17 protein-coding genes and 1 tRNA gene are annotated in these 20,827 nt (G+C 40.9%); 6 read left to right on the top strand and 12 right to left on the bottom strand.

What is annotated here, in order from left to right; translation table 11 throughout:
* Positions 1–22: 22 nt before the first annotated feature.
* From NZ848_RS15560 to NZ848_RS15550, 3 genes are all read right to left on the bottom strand, one after another.
* Complete coding sequence (locus NZ848_RS15560) at positions 23–787, bottom strand: SDR family NAD(P)-dependent oxidoreductase (protein WP_253534187.1); 765 nt, start codon at positions 785–787, stop codon at positions 23–25.
* A 98-nt stretch (positions 788–885) separates the two neighbouring features.
* Positions 886–1,791, bottom strand: coding sequence for a helix-turn-helix domain-containing protein (locus NZ848_RS15555; protein WP_259016288.1), 906 nt, complete (start codon positions 1,789–1,791; stop codon positions 886–888).
* Between the two features lie 109 nt (positions 1,792–1,900).
* Positions 1,901–2,866: a hypothetical protein gene (locus NZ848_RS15550; protein ID WP_259016287.1), complete on the bottom strand. Its 966-nt coding sequence runs from the start codon at positions 2,864–2,866 to the stop codon at positions 1,901–1,903.
* A gap of 295 nt (positions 2,867–3,161) precedes the next feature.
* Between NZ848_RS15550 and NZ848_RS15545 the strand changes: the two genes are divergently transcribed.
* The gene (locus NZ848_RS15545; RefSeq protein WP_101725160.1) at positions 3,162–4,595 is read left to right on the top strand and encodes a sensor histidine kinase; all 1,434 of its coding nucleotides are present in this window, start codon (positions 3,162–3,164) and stop codon (positions 4,593–4,595) included.
* A gap of 148 nt (positions 4,596–4,743) precedes the next feature.
* On the opposite strand, the gene NZ848_RS15540 is transcribed toward NZ848_RS15545, so the two are convergent.
* A complete protein-coding gene (locus tag NZ848_RS15540) occupies positions 4,744–5,727 on the bottom strand; it encodes a DUF4382 domain-containing protein (RefSeq protein ID WP_259016286.1) in 984 nt (327 codons plus the stop codon).
* Positions 5,728–6,160: 433 nt separating this feature from the next.
* On the opposite strand from NZ848_RS15540, the gene NZ848_RS15535 reads away from it, so the two are divergent.
* Positions 6,161–6,517, top strand: coding sequence for a hypothetical protein (locus NZ848_RS15535; RefSeq protein WP_229236196.1), 357 nt, complete (start codon positions 6,161–6,163; stop codon positions 6,515–6,517).
* Between the two features lie 16 nt (positions 6,518–6,533).
* On the opposite strand, the gene chrA is transcribed toward NZ848_RS15535, so the two are convergent.
* Entirely contained in the window at positions 6,534–7,667 is a 1,134-nt protein-coding gene (chrA, locus tag NZ848_RS15530) for a chromate efflux transporter (RefSeq protein ID WP_259016284.1), read from the bottom strand.
* A 143-nt stretch (positions 7,668–7,810) separates the two neighbouring features.
* Positions 7,811–8,767, bottom strand: a complete 957-nt coding sequence (locus tag NZ848_RS15525) for an isopenicillin N synthase family dioxygenase (RefSeq protein WP_259016282.1) — start codon at positions 8,765–8,767, stop codon at positions 7,811–7,813.
* Between the two features lie 159 nt (positions 8,768–8,926).
* Here NZ848_RS15525 and rpe point away from each other — a divergent pair, with 159 nt between their 5' ends.
* Positions 8,927–9,595 (top strand): ribulose-phosphate 3-epimerase, encoded by a 669-nt coding sequence (rpe, locus tag NZ848_RS15520; protein WP_259016281.1) that lies wholly within the window; start codon positions 8,927–8,929, stop codon positions 9,593–9,595.
* Between the two features lie 16 nt (positions 9,596–9,611).
* Entirely contained in the window at positions 9,612–11,351 is a 1,740-nt protein-coding gene (locus NZ848_RS15515; protein WP_259016280.1) for a glycosyltransferase family 39 protein, read from the top strand.
* Positions 11,352–11,397: 46 nt separating this feature from the next.
* Here the strand turns inward: NZ848_RS15515 and NZ848_RS15510 are convergent, their stop codons facing one another.
* Together NZ848_RS15510 and NZ848_RS15505 are read right to left on the bottom strand one after the other, a co-directional pair.
* Positions 11,398–13,584: a S9 family peptidase gene (locus tag NZ848_RS15510; protein WP_259016279.1), complete on the bottom strand. Its 2,187-nt coding sequence runs from the start codon at positions 13,582–13,584 to the stop codon at positions 11,398–11,400.
* Between the two features lie 325 nt (positions 13,585–13,909).
* Entirely contained in the window at positions 13,910–14,785 is an 876-nt protein-coding gene (locus tag NZ848_RS15505) for a DMT family transporter (protein ID WP_259016278.1), read from the bottom strand.
* 201 nt (positions 14,786–14,986) lie between these two features.
* On the opposite strand from NZ848_RS15505, the gene NZ848_RS15500 reads away from it, so the two are divergent.
* Together NZ848_RS15500 and NZ848_RS15495 are read left to right on the top strand one after the other, a co-directional pair.
* Positions 14,987–15,394, top strand: coding sequence for a hypothetical protein (locus tag NZ848_RS15500; protein ID WP_253534168.1), 408 nt, complete (start codon positions 14,987–14,989; stop codon positions 15,392–15,394).
* A 303-nt stretch (positions 15,395–15,697) separates the two neighbouring features.
* On the top strand, positions 15,698–16,870 hold the full coding sequence (locus NZ848_RS15495; protein WP_259016277.1) for a hypothetical protein: 1,173 nt from the start codon (positions 15,698–15,700) through the stop codon (positions 16,868–16,870).
* Between the two features lie 337 nt (positions 16,871–17,207).
* On the opposite strand, the gene NZ848_RS15490 is transcribed toward NZ848_RS15495, so the two are convergent.
* The 4 genes from NZ848_RS15490 to NZ848_RS15475 form a co-directional block, all read right to left on the bottom strand.
* A tRNA-Arg gene (locus NZ848_RS15490) sits at positions 17,208–17,281 on the bottom strand.
* A gap of 60 nt (positions 17,282–17,341) precedes the next feature.
* Positions 17,342–17,647, bottom strand: a complete 306-nt coding sequence (nuoK, locus tag NZ848_RS15485) for an NADH-quinone oxidoreductase subunit NuoK (protein WP_259016275.1) — start codon at positions 17,645–17,647, stop codon at positions 17,342–17,344.
* 56 nt (positions 17,648–17,703) lie between these two features.
* Positions 17,704–18,255 carry an NADH-quinone oxidoreductase subunit J family protein gene (locus NZ848_RS15480; RefSeq protein WP_259016274.1) on the bottom strand — a complete coding sequence of 184 codons (552 nt, stop codon included), beginning with the start codon at positions 18,253–18,255 and terminating at the stop codon, positions 17,704–17,706.
* A gap of 77 nt (positions 18,256–18,332) precedes the next feature.
* Positions 18,333–20,702, bottom strand: a complete 2,370-nt coding sequence (locus NZ848_RS15475) for a 4Fe-4S dicluster domain-containing protein (protein WP_259016273.1) — start codon at positions 20,700–20,702, stop codon at positions 18,333–18,335.
* Positions 20,703–20,827: the final 125 nt, after the last annotated feature.

Here is a 20,827-nt window from a genome sequence, read left to right as displayed (position 1 = left end):
CGCTCCCCCATAAACCAAAACATTATAGCATCATTCCGCCAGACACTTCAATGCGTTGCGCGTTTATCCATTTTGCATCGTCGGTACATAAAAAGGCTACTACACTACCTATGTCGTTTGGCAAACCCACTCTGCCCAGTGCCGTTATAGACGATATTTGAGCATTTATATCAGCATTGTCTCTTACTGCACCTCCACCAAAATCTGTTTCAATAGCGCCCGGCGCTACGGCGTTCACTCTTATTTTTCTGCTGCCCAGTTCTTTTGCCTGATATTTAGTAAGTACTTCAATTGCTCCTTTCATTGAAGCATAAGCCCCATAACCCGCAAAAGAAAAACGTGTAAGACCTGTAGAAATATTTACTATTCCGCCTCCGTCAGCAATCAGCGGCAGGGCTTTTTGTGTAAGGAAGAAAGCGCCTTTAAAATGAATATTCATCAGGGTATCAAATTGCTCTTCGGTGGTTTCAGACAAAGAGGCATGAATCCCAATACCGGCATTATTTATCAGAAAATTAAAATTCTCTGCATTGAATTGGTCTGTGAGCACCTGCTTTACCTGTTCAAAAAATGAATCAAAACTTTTAGAATCGCCTGTATTCAGTGGTAATGCTGCTGCCTTTTGGCCTAATTCAGTTATTTCGTTTACTGTCTGAAACGCCTCCTCCTTTTTTTGATTATACGTAAGTATTACATCTAAACCTTTACGGGCAAGTTGTAGCGCCATGTTTTTTCCTAAGCCCCGGCTTCCGCCTGTTACTAAAGCAATGTTGTTTGTTTGTGCCATAATTTTATTATTTAAAATGATGACACAAAAGTATAACCCATACCCAACAGACCGGTTACGTGTATCAATCCGTAAATTGCAAAAATCAATCAATTGCCTTACGCACGAAAACCCAACGGCGAAAATGAAGTATGCTTCCTGAAAAAATTAGAGAAATGAGCAATCTCATCAAAGCCCAGCGAATAGGCAATTTCAGATATGTTCCAGTCTGTTTGCTTCAGCAGAATCTTGGCTTCCTGAACAACGCGGCTGCTGATGATATCGGTAGTGGTTTTACCTGTATTCTGTTTAAGCACTTTATTGAGGTGATTCACATGTACCGAAAGCCTGTCTGCATAGTCTTTGGCTGAGCGCAAAGATAATTTCTGATGCGGAGATTCTATTGGAAACTGGCGCTCAAGTAATTCAATAAACAAAGAAGAAACTCTGGCCGAGGCATTGTGAGTTGGGTGCAAGGCGGTTAATGGCTGCAATTTCTGGCCGTAATGTATTAGTTCTAAAACATAATTACGCAGCAAATCATACTTATAGATATAGTCTGATGCGATTTCATCAAACATTTTATTAAAAACATGAAGAATATCTTCGGCCACTTTATCTGATAACTGAAAGATAGGATAGCCCCCGGGTCTGAATATCGGCAGGTCGTCAAGCACTACTCCACTTTTGCTATGGGTCAGAAACTCAGCCGTAAAAATACAGAAATGCCCGTGCTGCTTATCGTCTTGCGGCAACCAGTGATACGGAATTTTAGGTGTGGCAAATAGCAAGGCATTTTTTTCAATGTCAATTACCTTATCGGCATATTCTGCTCTGTTTTTGCCACTTATCAGGCTTATTTTATAATAATCCCGTCTGTTGTAAGGCATCGTTGTACGCTTGTTACCTGCCGCCGCTAACTCATGCAGCTTAAACACATTAAAATGCCCCAGTTCTTTGTTAATTCCTTCAGGTACAACTAATGAGGCCTCTTTATAAAAATCTTCAAGTGTTGTTACTTTCATTATAGCATTTGCAAAATACAAATATACCAATCTAAATTAAAAAGCCCAATAACGTAAAAGGGACGATGAACCCATGTTCACCGCCCCTTTAAAATCAAAATGCTGAGCATCAGAAAAACAGGAAACTGTTTCTTACCTTAAATTCTACCGTACCCAGGTAATCATTGTCTGCGTATGCAGTAGCTTTATAAGTACCGGGTTTTAATTTTTCTTTCAAATCAAACTCAAATGTTGCATTTTGAGGACTCCGTGCCAAATCAACAGTTTGCATGGCATGAACGGCCACAGGCATCAGCTTTTCTCCGCGCATAACGCTCACTTCTTTTATTGAACCTTTTACAGGCATATTTTTTTGGTCAAGAACAGTAAGGTACACCTTCTGTTGGCCCTCTTTGCTATTCTTTAAACTCTCTGGCACCAAAAAAGAAACCCTTAACGAATGTGCTTTTTTTGCTTTGGCGGTAAGTTTGTCGTTGGTCTTTAGCACTTCAACCTTAAAGTTATCGGCAGGGGCGTCATAAATAATTTCATCTATCCTTTTATTGAGCGAGGCAATGTGTGTATTCAGTTCATCTCTCTGTGCGCGCAGTTCATCATATTTTACTTTCCATTCGGTATTTTCCGAAACCAGATTGGCATTACTTGCCTGCAAATCTGTTAAGTTTCTTTCCATCAGAGCTTTTACGTCGTTCAGTTCAATAATCTGATTATTCAGTAAAGCCAGTTGCTCATCTTTAGACTTATTCTTACCTTTTAGCACTTCAGCCTCTTTATTAAGTCTTGCCATTATTTTTTCTTTTTCTGCCAGCAAGCCATTTATGTATTCGGTTCTGTTTAACAGTTCGGCGTTTTCATCACGCTCATCGTTTAAATCTTTGGTCAGACCGCTTATTTCCTCTTCCAGGTTTTGCTTCACCGTCATCAGCGAATCAGCCTGTATCGTAAATCTGTCGCGCTCGTCAGAAATGGCACTTGATCTATATGCCTGAAAAATCCCAAAAGCAGTAGCAAACGTAAGTGCCACAACCATTGCCCCGGCAAATGCTCTTCTTCTTGATTGTGTTAAATTTTCCATATTAAAGTATCGCTAAATGAATATAATTACCTTGCGGATATTTCCAATTTATACTTTAAAATTGTTGTACCATTGCCTTTTGCCTGCCGGCAAAAGGCAAAAACACAGCCAAACCGAGAAATATATTCTACAAAAAGTAATTATTAAATTAAAAATAGAACAAAGAAAGATGAATTTTCGGGTTTTTACCCCTGAATAAAGATGAGAATACCTAACTTTGACTGACGAAAGCCCCGGGTGTTGCAGATACAATGCAATGCCTACATATAAATAGCCAAAAAAACATTCACTACTCATGCGCAAACCGTTCAGATACGTAACGATTTCGTTTATCTCCTGTATTATCCTATTGATGATACTTACGGTTGTTTCTTATCTGAAAGTACATCAGACACTGGCTTATATGGAAGACATTGAGCGCAACTACCAGGTAATGATGAAAGGAGAAGAGCTGATATCAAAAATGAAAGACATGGAAACCGGGCAAAGAGGCTATTTGCTTACCCAACGAAATGTTTTTCTGAATCCATACTACGATGCTTACCGTGTTATTGGCAAAATAATAAACGAACTGGAAGACCTGGTAGAGCATAACGAAGGGCAAACCCAACGGTTGATGCAACTGAAAAAACTCATTGCCGAAAAAATACAGATTACAGAAACCAACATTAAACTTGCACGAATAAAAACCGCTGTAAGTGCCGAGAGCCTGAAAAGCGATAAGCTGAAAATGGATGAAATCAGAAATGTGATGAATCTGTTTTTACTTACCGAAAAGCAGATTCTTAATAACAAATATGCGCTGAAAATAAGTAACGATAAACACCTGCCAGGCTACATTATTTCACTATCGGCATCGTCGGCACTGTTACTGCTGGCTTCTTTCGGGTTTCTGATTTACGAGCTTCGCAAGCGCATCAGGTTTCAGAAGGCGCTTGAAAATAATCTGGATAAATTACAGCGCACAAACTCTGAGCTGGAACAATTTGCTTACGTGGCCTCTCACGACCTGAAAGAACCCCTGCGTAAAATTCGGGCTTTCAGCGGTATACTGCTTAAAAAACACTACTCGTCACTGAATCAGGACGGGCAGGAATCGCTCAATAAAATTGAGAAGTCTGCCGAAAGAATGCAATTACTGATTGACGATTTACTCACGTTCTCGAGAACGGTTAATCATTACGATCAGGAATTACAGACGGTAGATCTTAACCAGATGCTGGAAGAAGTTGAAACCGACTTATCACTGGCCATTGAAGAGAAAAAAGTAAGGATTATTACCGAGGAACTTCCGGTAATAAAGGCGTTCCCGTTTCAGATAAAACAGTTGTTTTATAACCTGATTAACAATTCGATTAAATTTTCTCAGAATGACATTGCACCGATTATTGAAATATCGTCGGAGGAGATGTCAGGAAAAGACATATTTTTTATTGAAGGACTGAGAGAAGAAAGCACTTTCTACCATTTGTGTTTTCAGGATAACGGTATAGGTTTTGAACCTGGTTATGCCGAAAAAATATTTGTTATTTTTCAGAGGCTGCACGGGCGGCATGAATACGAAGGAACCGGCATAGGCTTAGCTATTTGCAAAAGAGTTATGGGCAACCATAATGGTTTTATATTTGCCGAGGGGCAAGTTAATAAAGGCGCCAGGTTTCATTTGTTTTTCCCTAAAACTTTTAATCCTGCCAAAGGTAATCAATTTGAAAAACTCCTTTCTGTTTAACTTGCCTTCGTATACGTAGACGGGTAAAAATAAAAACCGCCGGTTTGGCGGTTTTTATGGGAGCCTTATGGCTCCTTCTTTGAGTTAAATGTGTTTTACTTATTCCGAACAGTGTAACACATTTTGTTCCAGTATCTTTTAGGCTCTATTACAAGCCAAGTATAGTGCTAACCGAGATTGACAGACTTACATCGGCATCAGATTTCAGTACAATACTGCTTAAATCTACATTGTTTTTGCTTTGGATATTCAGAAGGGCTTTCAGACCAAAGAAACCTCCGGTTGGCTTGCTGTAAGAAGCACAATGTACTTCATAATCGCCCTGCTCTAAAAAGGCCGCCTTGAAATTACCGCTGCCATCAACTTTGGCGCTGGTAACTGCATTTTTGAATTTTATCTGGCTTTCTCCCTGTCCCTGAGTTTCAGTTGATTGGTTAAACGTACCCTTTTTGTAAACGTAAACCACTACGTCGCCCATTGTGGTTGAGTTGTAATTATCTATTTTACCACTAATGTCGCTTGAAGACGGTTTATCTACGGTACGGATGGCAGCCTGAAGCTCGCCATAACTTACAAATGAATAAGTAGTTTGTGAGCCCGATGTCTCTGACTTAATGGCTTTTCTGAGGTCAAAATCCATTACCAGCTCAGTGGCTTTACCTTCCTGCACAGCAAATTGCTTGGCTGTCAGTTCTATTGCATTCTGGGTACTTCCGTTAAGTTGAAGTTTTTGTTTGGTATTATCTGCTTTCTGAATGTAGCATCCAGGCGCCGTACCAGATGCATCTTTTTCGTAATCAAGTACCAATGTTATTTTGCTGAATGTGCCAGCGTTAAAATTTCCGCTTCCCAGCTCAAGCGAATTACCGTTTTGCAATTCAAGCAGATTTACGGTTTTGGGGCCTTTAAAGCCATCAAATGTTTTTCCATCTACTTTAATTTCAGTTACTGTTACAAATGCCCCTTTAACCTCCGGTGAGTCAATGGGTGAATCAGTAATACTAACTTTCAGAGTGCCGGAGGCTGAGCCCCCATCGGGACCCATGTCGTTTGAGGAGTCTTCGCAAGACATTTGCAGGAATCCGAGTGAGCCAATAAGCGCTGCGCCGAGAAACAATCTTGTAACTTTCATAAAAAACAGGATTTAGTTAAAAAATGATTACTAAAGTACAGGTGTGCTTCATATCATTTAAGAATGGTTGTTAATTGTAAATGTTCTGTGTTGTAATTGACAACCTGACTAATCAAAACAGCGTACCATTGGTAAAATCCGGCTCCAAAAAACCTGAGATGTGGAATTTTATACCCATCATTCACAAGATTTTCTACAATTCATATCCTTCAGATTGGCAATTAACCCTTTTACAGATTTGGAATAGGTTTTTATCGTTTATATACGCTAACTATTCTTTATTAATCAATAATTATTCAGCACTATGCGTAAATTATTTTTGTTAACAGGCCTTATTATTTTTTCGATTACAGCAGCTTCTGCCCAATCTGACTACAAAACGGGAGTCGGCCTACGTTTAAATTATGGATACGGTTTGAGTATCAAACACAACATGTCTGAAAGAAAAGCCATAGAAGGTATAGTTTATACACGCTGGCGCGGCATAAACATTACGGGTTTGTATGAAATTCATGCTCCTGCTTTTCAGACTGCCGGTTGGAGATGGTACTACGGTGTTGGTGGACACGTAGGTGTTTGGGGTAACGGAGGCCAATATGGTAACCCCTGGTTTGATAACAACGATTCGCACGCTATTGTAGGGGCAGATGGTATACTCGGGCTGGAGTACACTTTCAGAGAGATTCCGCTTAATTTAAGCGTTGACTGGAAACCGGCAATAAACGTGATTGGGTATCAGGGATTATGGCTTGACGACATAGCTCTTACGGCCAGATTTGCCATTAAATAGTATTTTCACAACCACATCAGGCGCTTGCCCAACCCATAAGCAGGCCGCCTGTTATAATCAGATACACTGGCACGTATCGGGTCAGTAAAAGAATAAAAGTAAGTATTATTGTCATTACCGATACTAAATCCACATACATTGGTTGAGACAGAGAAAATGCCGCCGCTGCCGTTAAACCGGTGCTGGCGGCATTAATGCCTTCCAGCGAGGCCCTGATACCCCTGTATTTTTTTAGCTGGTCCCAGAAACGGATTACAAAGAATATCAGAAATGTACCCGGCAAAAAAATACCTGCTGTTGAAACAAAACTTCCAAGCAACTCGCCGTATATCCCCCATTCTCGCATAGATAAAGTACCTACAAACGAAGAAATTGAGAAAACAGGCCCCGGAGCTACTTCAACTATTGCCAGCCCCGACAAAAACTCGTCGGCGGTAAGGTAGTGCTTAAACTTTACAAACTCATTATACAAAAGCGGTTTAAGGATATGCCCCCCGCCAAAAGTAAGACTGCCGTTACGATAAAAATTTTCAAATAAACGTATCGGTAAAGAGTGCGTAACAGCCCCCAGAATAGCTGAAGAAAGCAATACGCCTATCCATAAAAAGAAATTGCCCCACTCAATTCTGATCGGCTCTTTCTGCATTTTCTCCTGCTCATTAAATTTAAGTGCGGTGGCCAGGCCACCGAGTAATATCCAGATTGGCGTAATATAAGGCGAAGGAAAAAAATAGCCGGCCATAGCTGCCAGCACCATTAAAATAACGCTAACCTGTGTTTTTATTACTTTTATACCAATAGAATAGGCTGCAAAAATGATAAATGCCACCCCCATAGGTTTAATAAAACGTGTGAGGCTGGCCAGTTGCTCTTTTTCTATATAAGTAATACCCAAGGCTGCGAGCGTCATTAAGATAGCGCCCGGAAGCACCCAGATAAACAGCGTAATATAGGCAAGGTTGGCTCCGCCGAGCCGAAATCCGAGGGCTGTAATGGTTTGTGTTGAAGTTGGCCCGGGGAGTATCTGACACAACGATTGCAGCTCCAGCAATTCTGCTTCGGTCAGGTAGTTTCTTTTTTTTACGAATCTGTCCAGAAACATGGTTAAATGCACCTGAGGCCCGCCAAAACAGGTGAGCGCAAGAATCATAACATCTTTTAAAAAAATGAAGTATCGAATCTGGCGGGTTTTAATCATTTAAGGTTTTCCTGGATATATGTCGATAAATTAAATAAATATAGCACAGAAAATTTGATTTTTCTGTGCTATGCGGAAATAACAGTACATGAAGCCTATTTTTTAAGCCCCAGTTCTCTTAGTCTTTCGTCCAGAAATTCGCCGGCTGTCATGTTTTCATATCTGCGCGGATTGGCCTCATCAATGCAACTTTCAAGGCAGGTAAGGTCTGTTTCTGCTCTGGCATGCATGAAAAAAGGAATAGAGAATCTGGACGTTTTCATTTTTTCACGAGGCGGATTTACTACCCGGTGAATCGTCGATTTCAGTTTATGATTCGTCAGGCGGTCAAGCATATCACCTACGTTGATGATTATCTGATCTGGCAATGCCGTAACCGGAATCCATTTGCCATCCAGGCGTAATACTTCCAACCCTTCGGCAGAAGCGCCCATCAGCAAGGTAATCAGATTTATATCTCCATGTGCCGCAGCTCTTACGGCTCCTTCTGGCAGTGCATCGGGATTTTCAATCGGAAAATAGTGCAAGGCACGCAAAATGCTATCGCCGTTTCTTACTTTTTCTTCAAAGTAATCTTCGGGCAAGCCCAGATAAAGGGCAATGGCACTTAATAGTGTTTTACCTGTATTTTCAAAAGTTTTATATACGGCCAGCGTGTAAGTTTCAAACTCCGGAACCTCCGACGGGAAAACATTGCTGGGCATTTCGCCTTCGGCAATCGGCTGACCCACATGATAAAACTCTTTCAGATCCGGGCGATTATGCCCTTTGGCGGTTTCTTTTCCTTTGCCCACATAACCCCTCTGCCCTGCCAGCTCCGGAAACTCATATTTTGTTTTCAATTCGTCTGCCTGATAAAAAAACTTCTGAACGGCATCATAAAGTTTTACCCGCAGGTCTTCTGTCAAACCATGATTTTTTATTGCTACAAAGCCTATGGTGTTAAAGGCATTTCCGATATCCTGCACAAATCTGGCTTTACGCTCAGGGTCGCCGGAGGTAAAGTCTGCAAGGTCTAATGACGGTATTTCGTCAAGCAGTGCTTGTTCCATGAAATGATTTATTTTTTCTGCAAAACTAATCTTTTTTTAGTTGTTTTTGATAAAACCGGCGTATGTTTCTGTATTGGAAGCACTGCTAAGCGGGTACCAGGCTGAATTGTCTTTCCGGTTACACACATTTTTTTAACGAAAATAACGTACCTTTGTAGTATGAAAAATACGATTATTGCCCCCTCTGTACTGGCGGCCGACTTCGCCAATTTGCAAAGAGATGCCGAAATGTTGAACAACTCTGTTGCAGACTGGTTTCATATTGATATTATGGATGGTGTTTTTGTGCCTAATATTTCATTCGGAATGCCCGTGCTTGAAGCCATTCAACGCCATGCAAAAAAACCGCTGGATGTACACCTGATGATTGTTCAGCCTGAGCGTTATATTGAAACATTTAAAAAACTAGGCGCTGAAATTATTACTGTACACTACGAGGCCTGCCCGCATTTGCATCGTACTTTGCAACAAATAAAAGATACCGGCTGCAAGGCCGGTGTGGCGCTTAACCCGCATACGCCGGTAAACGTACTTGAAGACATTCTTCATGATATTGACATGGTTCTGATTATGTCTGTTAACCCTGGTTTTGGCGGACAAAAATTTATTGAACATACCTACGAAAAAGTAAGGAAAGTGCGCCGGATGGCAGATGAACGCAGACTTGGCACAATGATAGAAATTGACGGTGGTGTAACCACTGCCAATGCGGGCCTTTTAGTAGACGCAGGTGCCAATGCTTTGGTAGCCGGTAGTTTTGTTTTTAACTCGACCGACCCTGCGCAAACCATCAGAGACCTGAAAAATATATGTGATACTCATCATTAAATACAACTGAAGCTGTATGTTCTCTCTGAGCCGAAAAACAACCTATATTATATTAGCAGGCATTATGGTGCTTGCTTTTTTATTGCGTTTTCATAACATAGGCAAACATGGCCTGGCAGGCGACGAGAAATACTCGCTTTTTGTGAGCCAGTTCGTGAGCTACGAGGGCAATAACCAGCGGAACTCAGTAAGAAAGCCCGACAGCCCCTATTTCACCCCAAGGGAGTTCTGGTCAGAAAAAAGTATTCATGATTTTTTTGATTCCATAGCTCGGATTGACACCGGCAATGGGGCTTTATATACGTATTCTTTACACTACTGGACACAGATGTTTGGCCTTCAGGATGCTGACCTGCGGTTTATGTCTTTAATATTTAACCTGTTGACGGTGTTTTTGACATACGTGTTTGTTAACAGACATTTTAAATCATCTAATCTGGCTTTGCTGGCATCATTTTTAGCCGCTGTTTCTCCCTTTAATATTACCTATTCGCAAGTTGCCCGCAATTATGCGCTGCTCTTCTTTTTTTCATTGCTGGCCACCCACTTGTTTCTGATTATTTTAGAGAAAGAAAAAAACAATAAAAGCAGCCTTGCCTTTTATTTGTATTATGGCCTGAGTGCACTTGCCTGCGAGCTATGCCACATCTCGGCATTTCCGCTTTTTTTGATTCACGGGCTTTATGTAATCATTTACGTGAGGAAACTCAGGGTATGGGTAGGGCTTGCGCTTGCCATGCTCATTCCGGCTATGGGCGTGGTTGCCTGGCTAAAATCAGACGGTGGCCGCTGGTTAATTGAATACGTTGAAAACAGCGTAAAATCATATAATATAATGGCCAGAACAGCCCCTGACGACTACCTGTCGGTGGCTACCCTGCCCAACATTTTTAAACAGTTGCGCTTTGTAGTTTCATCGGCATTTATAACCAGCGAGGGGCTATATATTCATTTATCAGGTCTAAAAAATACAATCATTGCACTGGTAAGTGTTTTGGCTGGGGTGTCTTGTTTCAGATGGCTACCGTCTGACAAACTGAAAGTTGCCGGTGTCTGCGGGTTGCTGGTACTCGATTTCTTTCTTTACAGCACCGCCAGGCTTCATTTTATGGTGCTAACCCTTAATATAGTACTGCTAGTTATTCTGCTAGGCACTTTATTTCAGAAGAGTAAAGCAGCCAATCACCCATTACTGGTATTTTTATCAATGCTCACTTTGTTGCCTTTTGTGTTTCTGATATTATTTTCAATTCAGGATGGCAATACATTCAGAATTATGCCCCGATACATAGGCTATATGTATGCCTTTGGCATTGTGCTGACAGCCTTGCTTATCAGGCAGTTATTATTGCTGGAATCGAGCGTTAAGTATGCTTTAGTGTTGCTTCTGGGCGTGCAACTGGTGTTGGTATGTGGAATAGTGGTAAACATCTGGGAAGACAAAGCACCCAGGTATTTTATGCATTTTGCAGAACCAAGAAAAGAAAACCCATATAAACTGGCTGCTGACAAAATAGTGAACCTTTATGCCAAAGGCGATACGGTAGTTTATTGTTCTTTTCTGGACAACAGCACACCGGGCGGCAAAGACTTGCCACCGTTTTCGGTGGTTGATGCGCAGCTTACCAATTTTTATCTACCCAAAAACTCAGATATTATTCAGAGAGTTAATCCTGAAGAGCAAAACAGAATTTTCATTAAAAAACCTGATGGACGCCAGATACTGATAACTGATTTGGAAAAAAGCAGGTACTAAAAAAAATCCTCCGGCAAGCCGGAGGATTTTTCGTGTCAAATATTTATCATTTCCCTCCCGGAGGGCAATATTGTTTCAGGTAATTAGTAAACAGGGTATTCAGGTGCATTCTTGTACCTTCTCCTTCATATATGCCGTGCGAGCGGTTAGGATAGGCCATAAACTGAAACTGTCTGTTGTGCCTGATTAATTCGTTAACAATCAGCTCTGCATTCTGGTAATGAACGTTGTCATCGCCGGTGCCATGAATATACAACAGGTTTCCTTTCAGATTTTTGGCATAAGTAATGGGCGAACCTTTAATAAAATCTTCCCGGTTTTCCTGCGGTAAGCCCATGTAACGCTCCTGATAAATGTTGTCGTAAGTAAGCTGGTTTCCCACTGCCGCTACCGAAATTCCGGTTTTATAGATTTCAGGATACTGAAACATCAGGTTAAGTGTGCATGACCCACCACCACTCCAACCGTGCACAGCCACACGCTCTTTGTCTACATAAGGCCATTCCAATATCTTTTTGGCAGCCATGGCCTGGTCCCGGGTGTTTAAAAGGCCAATTTTTCTGTAAATTGATTTCCTCCACATTCTGCCCTTCGGCGCTGGAGTACCCCGGTTATCAAGCGACACATAAATGTATCCATCCGCAGCCATATCGCCGTTATAAAGCCCATTGCGGCCTACACCAAAGCGGTCTGTAACGGTTTGAGATGCCGGCTCACTATATACCATAAATACAATCGGGTATTTTTTTGAGGCATCAAAATTTTTCGGTTTGGCTATCCAACCGTCCATTTCAATTCCCTCTTCGGTGGTTATTCTGAAAAACTCAACATTTGATTTTTTCTTTCTTTCAACATCAATCTTTTTGCTGATGTCTTTTTGAGGGTCTAGGGGTTGGTGTTCGGGCAAAGCAACCCATTCTATGGCCGTAGGGGTAAAGTAGTTAGTAAAACTATGGTAGGCAAACTTTCCGTTTGGGGAAATCTGATACCCATGTGTACCTTCTTCCACAGCAGGCGAAATTCTTACGGCTTCACCGGCACCATCAAGCCCGGCACGATACAGGTATTTCTGGGTAGCATTGGCAGGAGAAGCCATAAAATAGACATAACCATTTGCTTCATCTATTGCTTCGGGTGATATCACATCAAAGTTTCCTTTGGTGATTAAGGTTTCTTTCTTGCCATCTGCCGACACCCTGAACAGGTGTCTCCAGCCATCTTTTTCGCTTATCCAAATAAATTCCTTCCCGCCTTTTAACCATCTCCATCCGGCAGGATTCTCATCAGCCCAATGGGTGCTTATATCTACCCATGCTTCGTCTGCTTCCTGATAAAAAGTACTCACTGCACCTGTCAGGGCATTGGCATACATCAGCTTACTTTGGTTCTGCTTGCGGTTCAGTTGTTGCAAAATCAGCTGGTTAGAGCTACCCGCCCAGTCCATACGAGGAATATAATGCTGGCGGCTATCGCCCGGCACTTTCATCCAGGTAGTTTTTGCTGTTGTTACATTTACCACCCCTACTCTGCAGGCAGATGGGGCTTCACCAACTTTGGGGTACTCTACCGGCACTACAAATGAATAGATAGAGTCTGTATTGTTAATCATGTAAAAATCACGGATGGTGTTGGCATCTATCTGCCAGTAGGCGATAGACTTACTGTCGGGGCTCCAACGAAAACCATCCCGGCAGTCAAATTCCTCTTCATAAACCCAGTCGAAGGTACCGTTTATCAATTTCTTGGTGCCATTGGTTGTAGTAAGCACTTTGGGTTTGCCGCCAGCCAGTTCTTCTACATAAATATTGTTTTTGCTTACATAGGCTGCCTTTTTACCATCGGGCGAAATCTTTGCAAACATCAGAGAGGCCTCAGGCAAAGACGCCCCCAGTTTTTTAAGTTCTTTGGTAGTTAAATCCAGCACCCAGTAGTCGCCTCTGGTTTCGTAACGCCATACCCGTTTGGTGTTGGTAAAAATCAATAATTTTTTCTGGTCGTCTGAGAAACTGAAATCACGAACAGCCAGCGGAGCATTACTGCCCTTAGGTGTCAGTAAATCTTTGCTCACAATTACTCGTGCCTGCTGTGTAAGCAAGTCAAATTTTACAATTTCCTGTTTTTCAACAGAATAATATCCATTGCCATCGGGGGTCCATTTGGAAGATTGTCCCGGTTGTGCGGTAGCATTAAATGCCCAAATAAAGAAACAAAAGCCAAATAATTTTCTTAGCATAGTCTGGTAAATGAAGGATGATTTTGGGTTGCTAAATTAAGCAAAAAAGGTTGTTGTCCATACAAATAAATTAGTATGGGACTAAGATTTCAGCATTTGAGCTTTAATATTCCCTGCGTACTATTACTTAAGCAACCTAAAAACGAAATTATTGATTAAAAATTTAGTTCAGCCTCACCCATACCGGGTGAAATAAATACTAATTGAAATTTTAACCACGGAGAGTCACGAAGTTTAGCACGGAGCTTCACAAAGGTATAATTTGAAGTACCAGATAAAAATAACAACTAAAGATAAAAGTCCTTAACTAGCCGTCCGGAAAACATCATTTCCTGCTGGTAAGCAGAATCCCCAAAAGAACCAGTGCCCCCCCGATAAGCGTGGGAATGGTGAGCTTTTCGCCTAAAAAAGAAACGGCAATCAGCACTGCAAATACTGGTGTAAGATTACCAATAATGGCCGATTTGGTAACACCAATTAACCGAACGGCCTCATAATACCAGATAAAACCCAGAGCTGTAGCAGCTGCGCCCATATATACCACCGACACATAAGCCTGCCAGCTGGCAGTAGCCATGCGCTCAAACAATTGATGCTGCATGGCAGGTATAAATAAAAGAATACAGCCTATGAACGCCGAAAAAGCGCTGAGTGTTAGCGCAGGCATGGTTCTTAAAGCCAGTTTTCCGGTTAGGGTATAGGCCGTCCACGACAACACTGCGCCCATAATAAACCACTCGCCAATGCCCCAGGTACCTTGTTCTAACAGATTACCGAAATCGCCCCTCACAATTACTACCATAGCGCCGGCTATGGATATCAGAATACCTGTCCATTTCAGAAAAGTAACCTTCTCGCCAAAGAAAATGGCACTGCCTAATGTAATAGTAATGGGTGCAAACGCAATAATGAGCGATGCACGCACCGTAGGCATATACTGAATACCCATAAAAAAGCTCAGGTTGTAAAGTACCACCCCCAATAAGCCGGCTACTGCTGCCCATTTCCACTGGGTTGGGCTCAGCTTAGGAATTTTACCCTCTTGCTTATAAAGCATCAACATTAATAGAGTGGCCCCTACTGTAAAACGTAAAAAGGCTGTTGAATATGGCCCGAACGACTGTATGGCTATTTTTCCGGCTGCAAAGTTTGAACCCCAGAAAAAAACAGTAGCAACCAGTTTTAGATAGGTAATACGCATGAAAATCTGTTAATAAAGAGAAATAAGGCCGCAGGCACTATATTATAAAATACACTTTCAACATTTAATTGGTTCGGTTTGGTAAAATTTTCTACACTCATCTGTACGATGAGTATTTTGTATCACAATTACATGGCCAGACGGCGGTTATCTGGCCAAGGCACAACAATTGTAAGATTATAAGTATTAAATCTTACAACTATGGATACTACGAACAATGAGGCAATGGTAACAACAATGGAGCCGCTAAAGGAATATTCAGACAAAAGTACAGACATGACCACCATGGTTACTATTCTGGATAAGCTGGCCAAAAAGGGCTTCGATAAAGAGTTCAGATGGGCGGCCAAAGGTTTTCATATTTCAGACTCTGACAAGCATTATCAGCCTGAAGAACTGGAAATCATTAAGACGTATCGTTTTGAGGGAGAATCAAGCCCTTCGGAATCATCGATTATCTACATCATTGAGTCGAAAGACGGCACCATTGGTTATACTATTGATGCCTATGGCGCTTACAGCAACCATGAAGATGAGGCAGGGTATGATGAATTTGTGAAGAATATCCCGGTAATTGAAAAGGACGAACGCCTGATTTTTGAGCCTTAATTTAGTCTTCTTATATATTTCAATATATCTTCAAGCAGGAGTAAGTCTTAGGGCTTACTCCTATCTTTGTTTTTGGGGGGTAATATAATTAATAAAAATCAATTCGTCTTATGCTGAAGCTTGTTTCCAAAAAAACGATAGGAATAAATGTCGGATTCTCTAAAAGTAAGTCAATGCTTGCCATGCAGCCTCTTCTTCATCAAAATTATCAACTAAGTAAAGGCACTAAAGGACAAGAGATAGTTTCAAAATATTGAATATTTTTTATTTTTGTGGAACACTATACTTAACTTATTCTACAATATGGCTGAAAAGCATAAAATCACCTATTATTTGGGAGCTGGAGCTAGTGCAGCAACCATTCCAGTTGTCTCAGATTTTAAGAATACCCCAAAACACATTTTAAAATTCTTTGAAGATTATGAGAAAAATTGTAATATAAAATTAGAATCTTATTATCCATTTGTAAAGAATATAAAAGATCTTTTTACAAGGTTTTCATACGCATTTGAAAAAGTTTGTAGCATGGACACTCTAGCAAAAAGATATTTTCAAACTGATTTCCGGGATGAAAATTATTATGATTACAAATTATTTCTGGAAGTAATTTTTACTTTTTATCATTTTATTCAGATAGATAAAATAAAATTTCAAAACACTAACATAGAGAGTAGCAATATCAGTTTTTCTAAAAGTTACCCGGATTCACGTTATGAAAATTTGATTAGAACAGTCGGTGAAAAACGAAGTGATGCATATAATATGCTAAAAGTGGAGATTCCTAATAATTTCCAATTCATAACATGGAACTATGATCTTTTATTTGAGTCCACCATTGCTAATGATTTACATAATATTAATAGTGGTTCCGCATTTGAAATTTATAAATATATTAGAGGTGCTAATATCAATCCTGAAGCTTATAATGGGGCTAATATATTAAAATTGAATGGAACCTGTATTCAAATGCATTGTGTTTGGGATATAGTTGAAAAAGAAAACAATGCGATAAATGATTCATATGAAGATACTGCTAAGAGGTATATTAAAGTTCTTGAAAAGATTCATAATCATCATCATGACTTTGCTAAAATTGGTGGTACAAAAGAGTCCTCAAGTATTAGATTCGCGTGGGAGAGTGAATCTAATGATGGCATTAAAACTAAACTTGAATCTATAGCTACAGCCACAGAAATTGTTGTTTTGATAGGATATTCATTCCCATCTGTAAATCGAAAGATTGATGAATTTTTTTTTAAGAATTTAAAGCCAGAAGCAATAGTATATGTACAAGGAAAAGATTACGACGATTCCAATAAAACAAAAAGACTTCTAGAACAGTGTTTCATAAACTGTACCCCACCTTTTACAATCATCCCAGTTGAAAGTGGGAATTTTTTCTATGTTCCTGCTGAATACTTTGAGGAAAAAAAATCAGAAAGAGGAGGAATGATAGAAGTAATTAATGAAAATTAAGGCTTTTCCTTAACTCCTGCACAAAAACAGGCTGCCTGATTAGGAGCATTACAGTAAAAAAATTTCTGTCCGGACGTAGCTTGATAATGCTCATGAGTAACAATAAATGAATACAAATTTTTTTTAAGCTTGTGTTAGGTTGGAAGCAAAAGAAAACTTACACATCAAATTAAAAATTTTAAGATAATTTTTAGTCTTTCACGAAAAAGCCGAAAAGTAGTGCCACCGGGAGAAAAAAGTGCCACCGAATTTGCCTTGAGAAAATATAGAAGATTATGCAAAAAAGAAGAGAAAATAACAAAAAAAGCCCTGTTTTAGCAGGGCTTTTGACTTCTTGTGACCGCGAAGGGATTCAAACCCCTAACCTTCTCATCCGTAGTGAGACGCTCTATTCAGTTGAGCTACGCAGCCTTGTTCCCGATTTGGGACTGCAAAGGTAGCAAGCGTAAATGTATTTGTCAAATACTTTTTTCACTTTTTTAATTCACTTACCCCATCCAAATCAATATTCTTGAAATAATCATATATTTTCAAAATAATCGCCAATGCAACCGTAATTTCTGCTGCTGCCACCACCATCACAAAGAGTGCAAACATTTGTCCCTGTAGCCGGTTAGGGTCATACTGGCTAAAGGCAATCAAATTCAGATTAACCGCATTGAGCATCAATTCAACCCCCATCAGCACCAGAATAGCATTACGCTTGGTTACTGCTACTGCCAACCCTATAGAAAACAGAATGGCCCCGATTATGAGGTAATTTTGTATGTATATCATCTGTTTATTGTAAGTAATCGTGAATGGTGAATTGCGGATTAGTGAATAATTTTTCTCTACACTTTATCCTTTTTTGCCACGTAAGCTGCACCAACCAGTGTTGCCAGCAAAAGCAAGCCAATGAGTTCAAAAGCCAATACATAGTTAGTCATCAGCTCTACGCCTATTTTATTAACGGTGGTTCCCTGAATGGTATGGCGGGTAATCAGATGAAAATTGGCGGTAAAAATTACTTTCAGAAAACCTAAAAACAATAAACCTGCTACCAACACCCCCCAGAACCGGTTATGGTGGCTTACCAGTATTGTATTCACTTTATCTGCCGCCTGTTTGTCTTTGGTTTTATTGGTAAGCATGATACCGAAAATCATCAGAATAAGAATACCGCCAACATAAATCATAATCTGGCTCACTGCCAGAAAGTCAGCCCCGGCAAAGACATATAACCCTGCCATGCCCAATAAAGTAACCAAAAGGCTGAATGCCGCATAGAGTACGTTTCTGGTAAAAAGCAGATAAACTGCCCCGCCAATGGTAATGCTTGCAATAAAAAAGAAGGCAATTTGCTTTACCAGCTCTTCATCAATATGTTTAAGTAAATCTTCCAAACCTGGTTATATGTTATTCTTGACCGCGTTTCAGGGGATAGCCTGAAATCCTGTTAAAATTATTATGCTGAAATTATTTATTCTTCCGGACTACCAAAGTCAAACAACGACTGCTGCTTGGGCGGTTTAGGGGCCGACCTGCCTTTAGGTTTCGGCGTTTCTTTCGGCATCTTCTCTCCTGCCGGGCCATCTAAATCAAATAAAGACTGGCTGGCGGCCGGTTTAGGTACAGCCTTAGCTTTGGGCTTTGGCGCATCTTTTGGGGCAAAGTTACCAAACAATGAAATGGTGGGTTCTGCCTCTTTGTTTGCATCTGTAACAGGCTCTGGTAATGGTGCAGGCTCAGTTACTTGTTCTTTTGCCAGAGGGGGTTCTTTTTCAGCTGTTTTTGTTGAAGATTCAATAACAGAAACGGTATCAACAGGCAACAATGCTACTTCTGGTGTTTCCTCTGTTACAGGTTTTTCAATTGTTTCCCGTTTTTCAGCCTCCTCAACAGGCCCGGTACTAATTGCTTCGGCCGTTTTTTCAGTATCAACTATTTCTGATTGTACTTCTACTTCGACAGAAGGCATGAATACGGCACCGGGTGATTCTATTTCTTTTGTTTCTTCAACAGCTTTTATATCCGCCTCAACCATGGCTGGTTCTGCTGACTCATTCAAAACCGATGTATTTTCAGGAACGTTTTCATTAATAAGGGCGGCAGTTAATCCTAACTCAATATCTTCTGCTTTAGCCTCAACTGATGGTACTAATTCAGCCGCCGGTAATGCTGTTTCTGTTTTATCTTCTGCTGATGTTTCTGCTGGTTTTGCTACCGCCCTAAACTTAGGCACAAAGGCAGGTTTGGGCTTGGGTGCGGCTTCCTCTACCTCTGCCTTAACAGGTATTTCCAACTCAATATCTTCTGCTTTAGCCTCAACAGATGGTACAATTTCAGCCAATGGTAATGCTGTTTCTGTTTTATTTTCTGTTGATGTTTCTGCTGGTTTTGATACCGCCCTAAACTTAGGCACAAAGTCAGGTTTGGGCTTGGGTGCGGCTTCTTCTACCTCTGCCTTAGCAGGTATTTCCAACTCAATATCTTCTGCTTTAGCTTCAATTTTTGGCACTATTTCAGTCGATGGTATTGCTGTTTCTGTTTTATCTTCTGCTGATGTTTCTGCTGGTTTTGCCACTGCCTTAAACTTAGGCACAAAGGCTGGTTTGGGCTTGGGTGCTGCTTCCCCTACCGCTGCTTTAACAGGCATTTCCAACTCAATATCTTCTGCTTTAGCCTCAACAGATGGCACTAATTCAGCCGCTGGTATTGCTGTTCCTGTTTTATCTTCTGTTGATGTTTCTACTGGTTTTGCCACGGCCTTAAACTTAGGCACAAAGGCAGGCTTGGGCTTGGGTGCTTCCTCCTGCGTAACTTCCTCAGACGCGATGCTTTCAGGTTCAGAACTTTCAGGCTTTGAAACCGCCTTAAACTTAGGTGTAAACGCCGTCTTGGGTTTAGGCGCTGCTTCCTGTGCTGCTTCTTCCGGTGCAATACTCTGTGGGGCTTCTGATTCCGGTTTAACAGCCGGTTTAAACACAGGCTTAAATGATATCTTAGGCTTCGGCGTTTCTTCCGGCTTTCCGTCTTCCTGTATTATATTTTCAGCATCGGCAATTTTCGGTTTCATTACAGGCTTAAATGCCGGCTTGAAGGCCGGTTTCGGGGCATCTGCTTTTGTTTCTGGCTCCTTATCTGCATCTTCTTTTTCTGCGGCGGGTTTCACAACCGGCCTCATGGCAGGCTTAAAGGTTGTTTTAGGCTTTTTCTCGGGCATTTCAACTTCCGGAATACTCTCTTTGGGTATCGCCTTAAACGCCTCTTTAGCAGCCACGTAGTCGTTATATAATTTCTTCTTCTCTTCTGCCTGCGCGGGCGAAAGATTTGAAAAAGCAAAGTTCATATCGGCCACATCTACCACGCTGAAATTGTACTCGTTGGTCATGGTCAGGCATTCTGTAGGGCATACTGTTGTGCAAAGGCCACAGAAACAACATTTGGCCATATCGATATCAAATCTTCCGGCATATAAGCGTATCGGCGAGCCGTCAGAGGCATAATCAATAATGCCGGCTGATTTAATGGGTTCAATATCAATACAATCAACCGGGCAAACCTTGGCACACTTATCGCACACAATGCAATCATCTATCTCACAATCCAACTGGTATCTGCCGTTATCAGGTACTGCAATTGTTTCGTGCGGAAACTGGAGCGTTGCAATGCCCACATCCTGCTTAAAATAATCAGGGTCCTGTACAGATATAGGTTTTCTGCTCTGGCGTGCATTCAAGAAGTGACGCAGCGTCAGGCTCATGCCTTTCACGGTGGTCTGTATTCCTAATTTTATATCTTTAAAATATCCCATTTCTATATCCTTCCTATCGGCTAAATCCTTACGCAAATATAAACTCAAATTTGCCATTTAATCTTTAAAACCCTAATTTTGACAAAAAGATTTACACATAAGGGTTTACTGCCAGCAGAAGACCTTATTTTTTTGACATTTAAAGGATAAACACCTTTCAA

This window comes from Emticicia fluvialis (genome assembly GCF_024793945.1).
Lineage (GTDB): Bacteria > Bacteroidota > Bacteroidia > Cytophagales > Spirosomataceae > Emticicia > Emticicia fluvialis.
The sequence above is the reverse complement of the archived record's forward strand: the minus strand, read 5'-3'. Positions and strand labels throughout refer to the sequence as shown.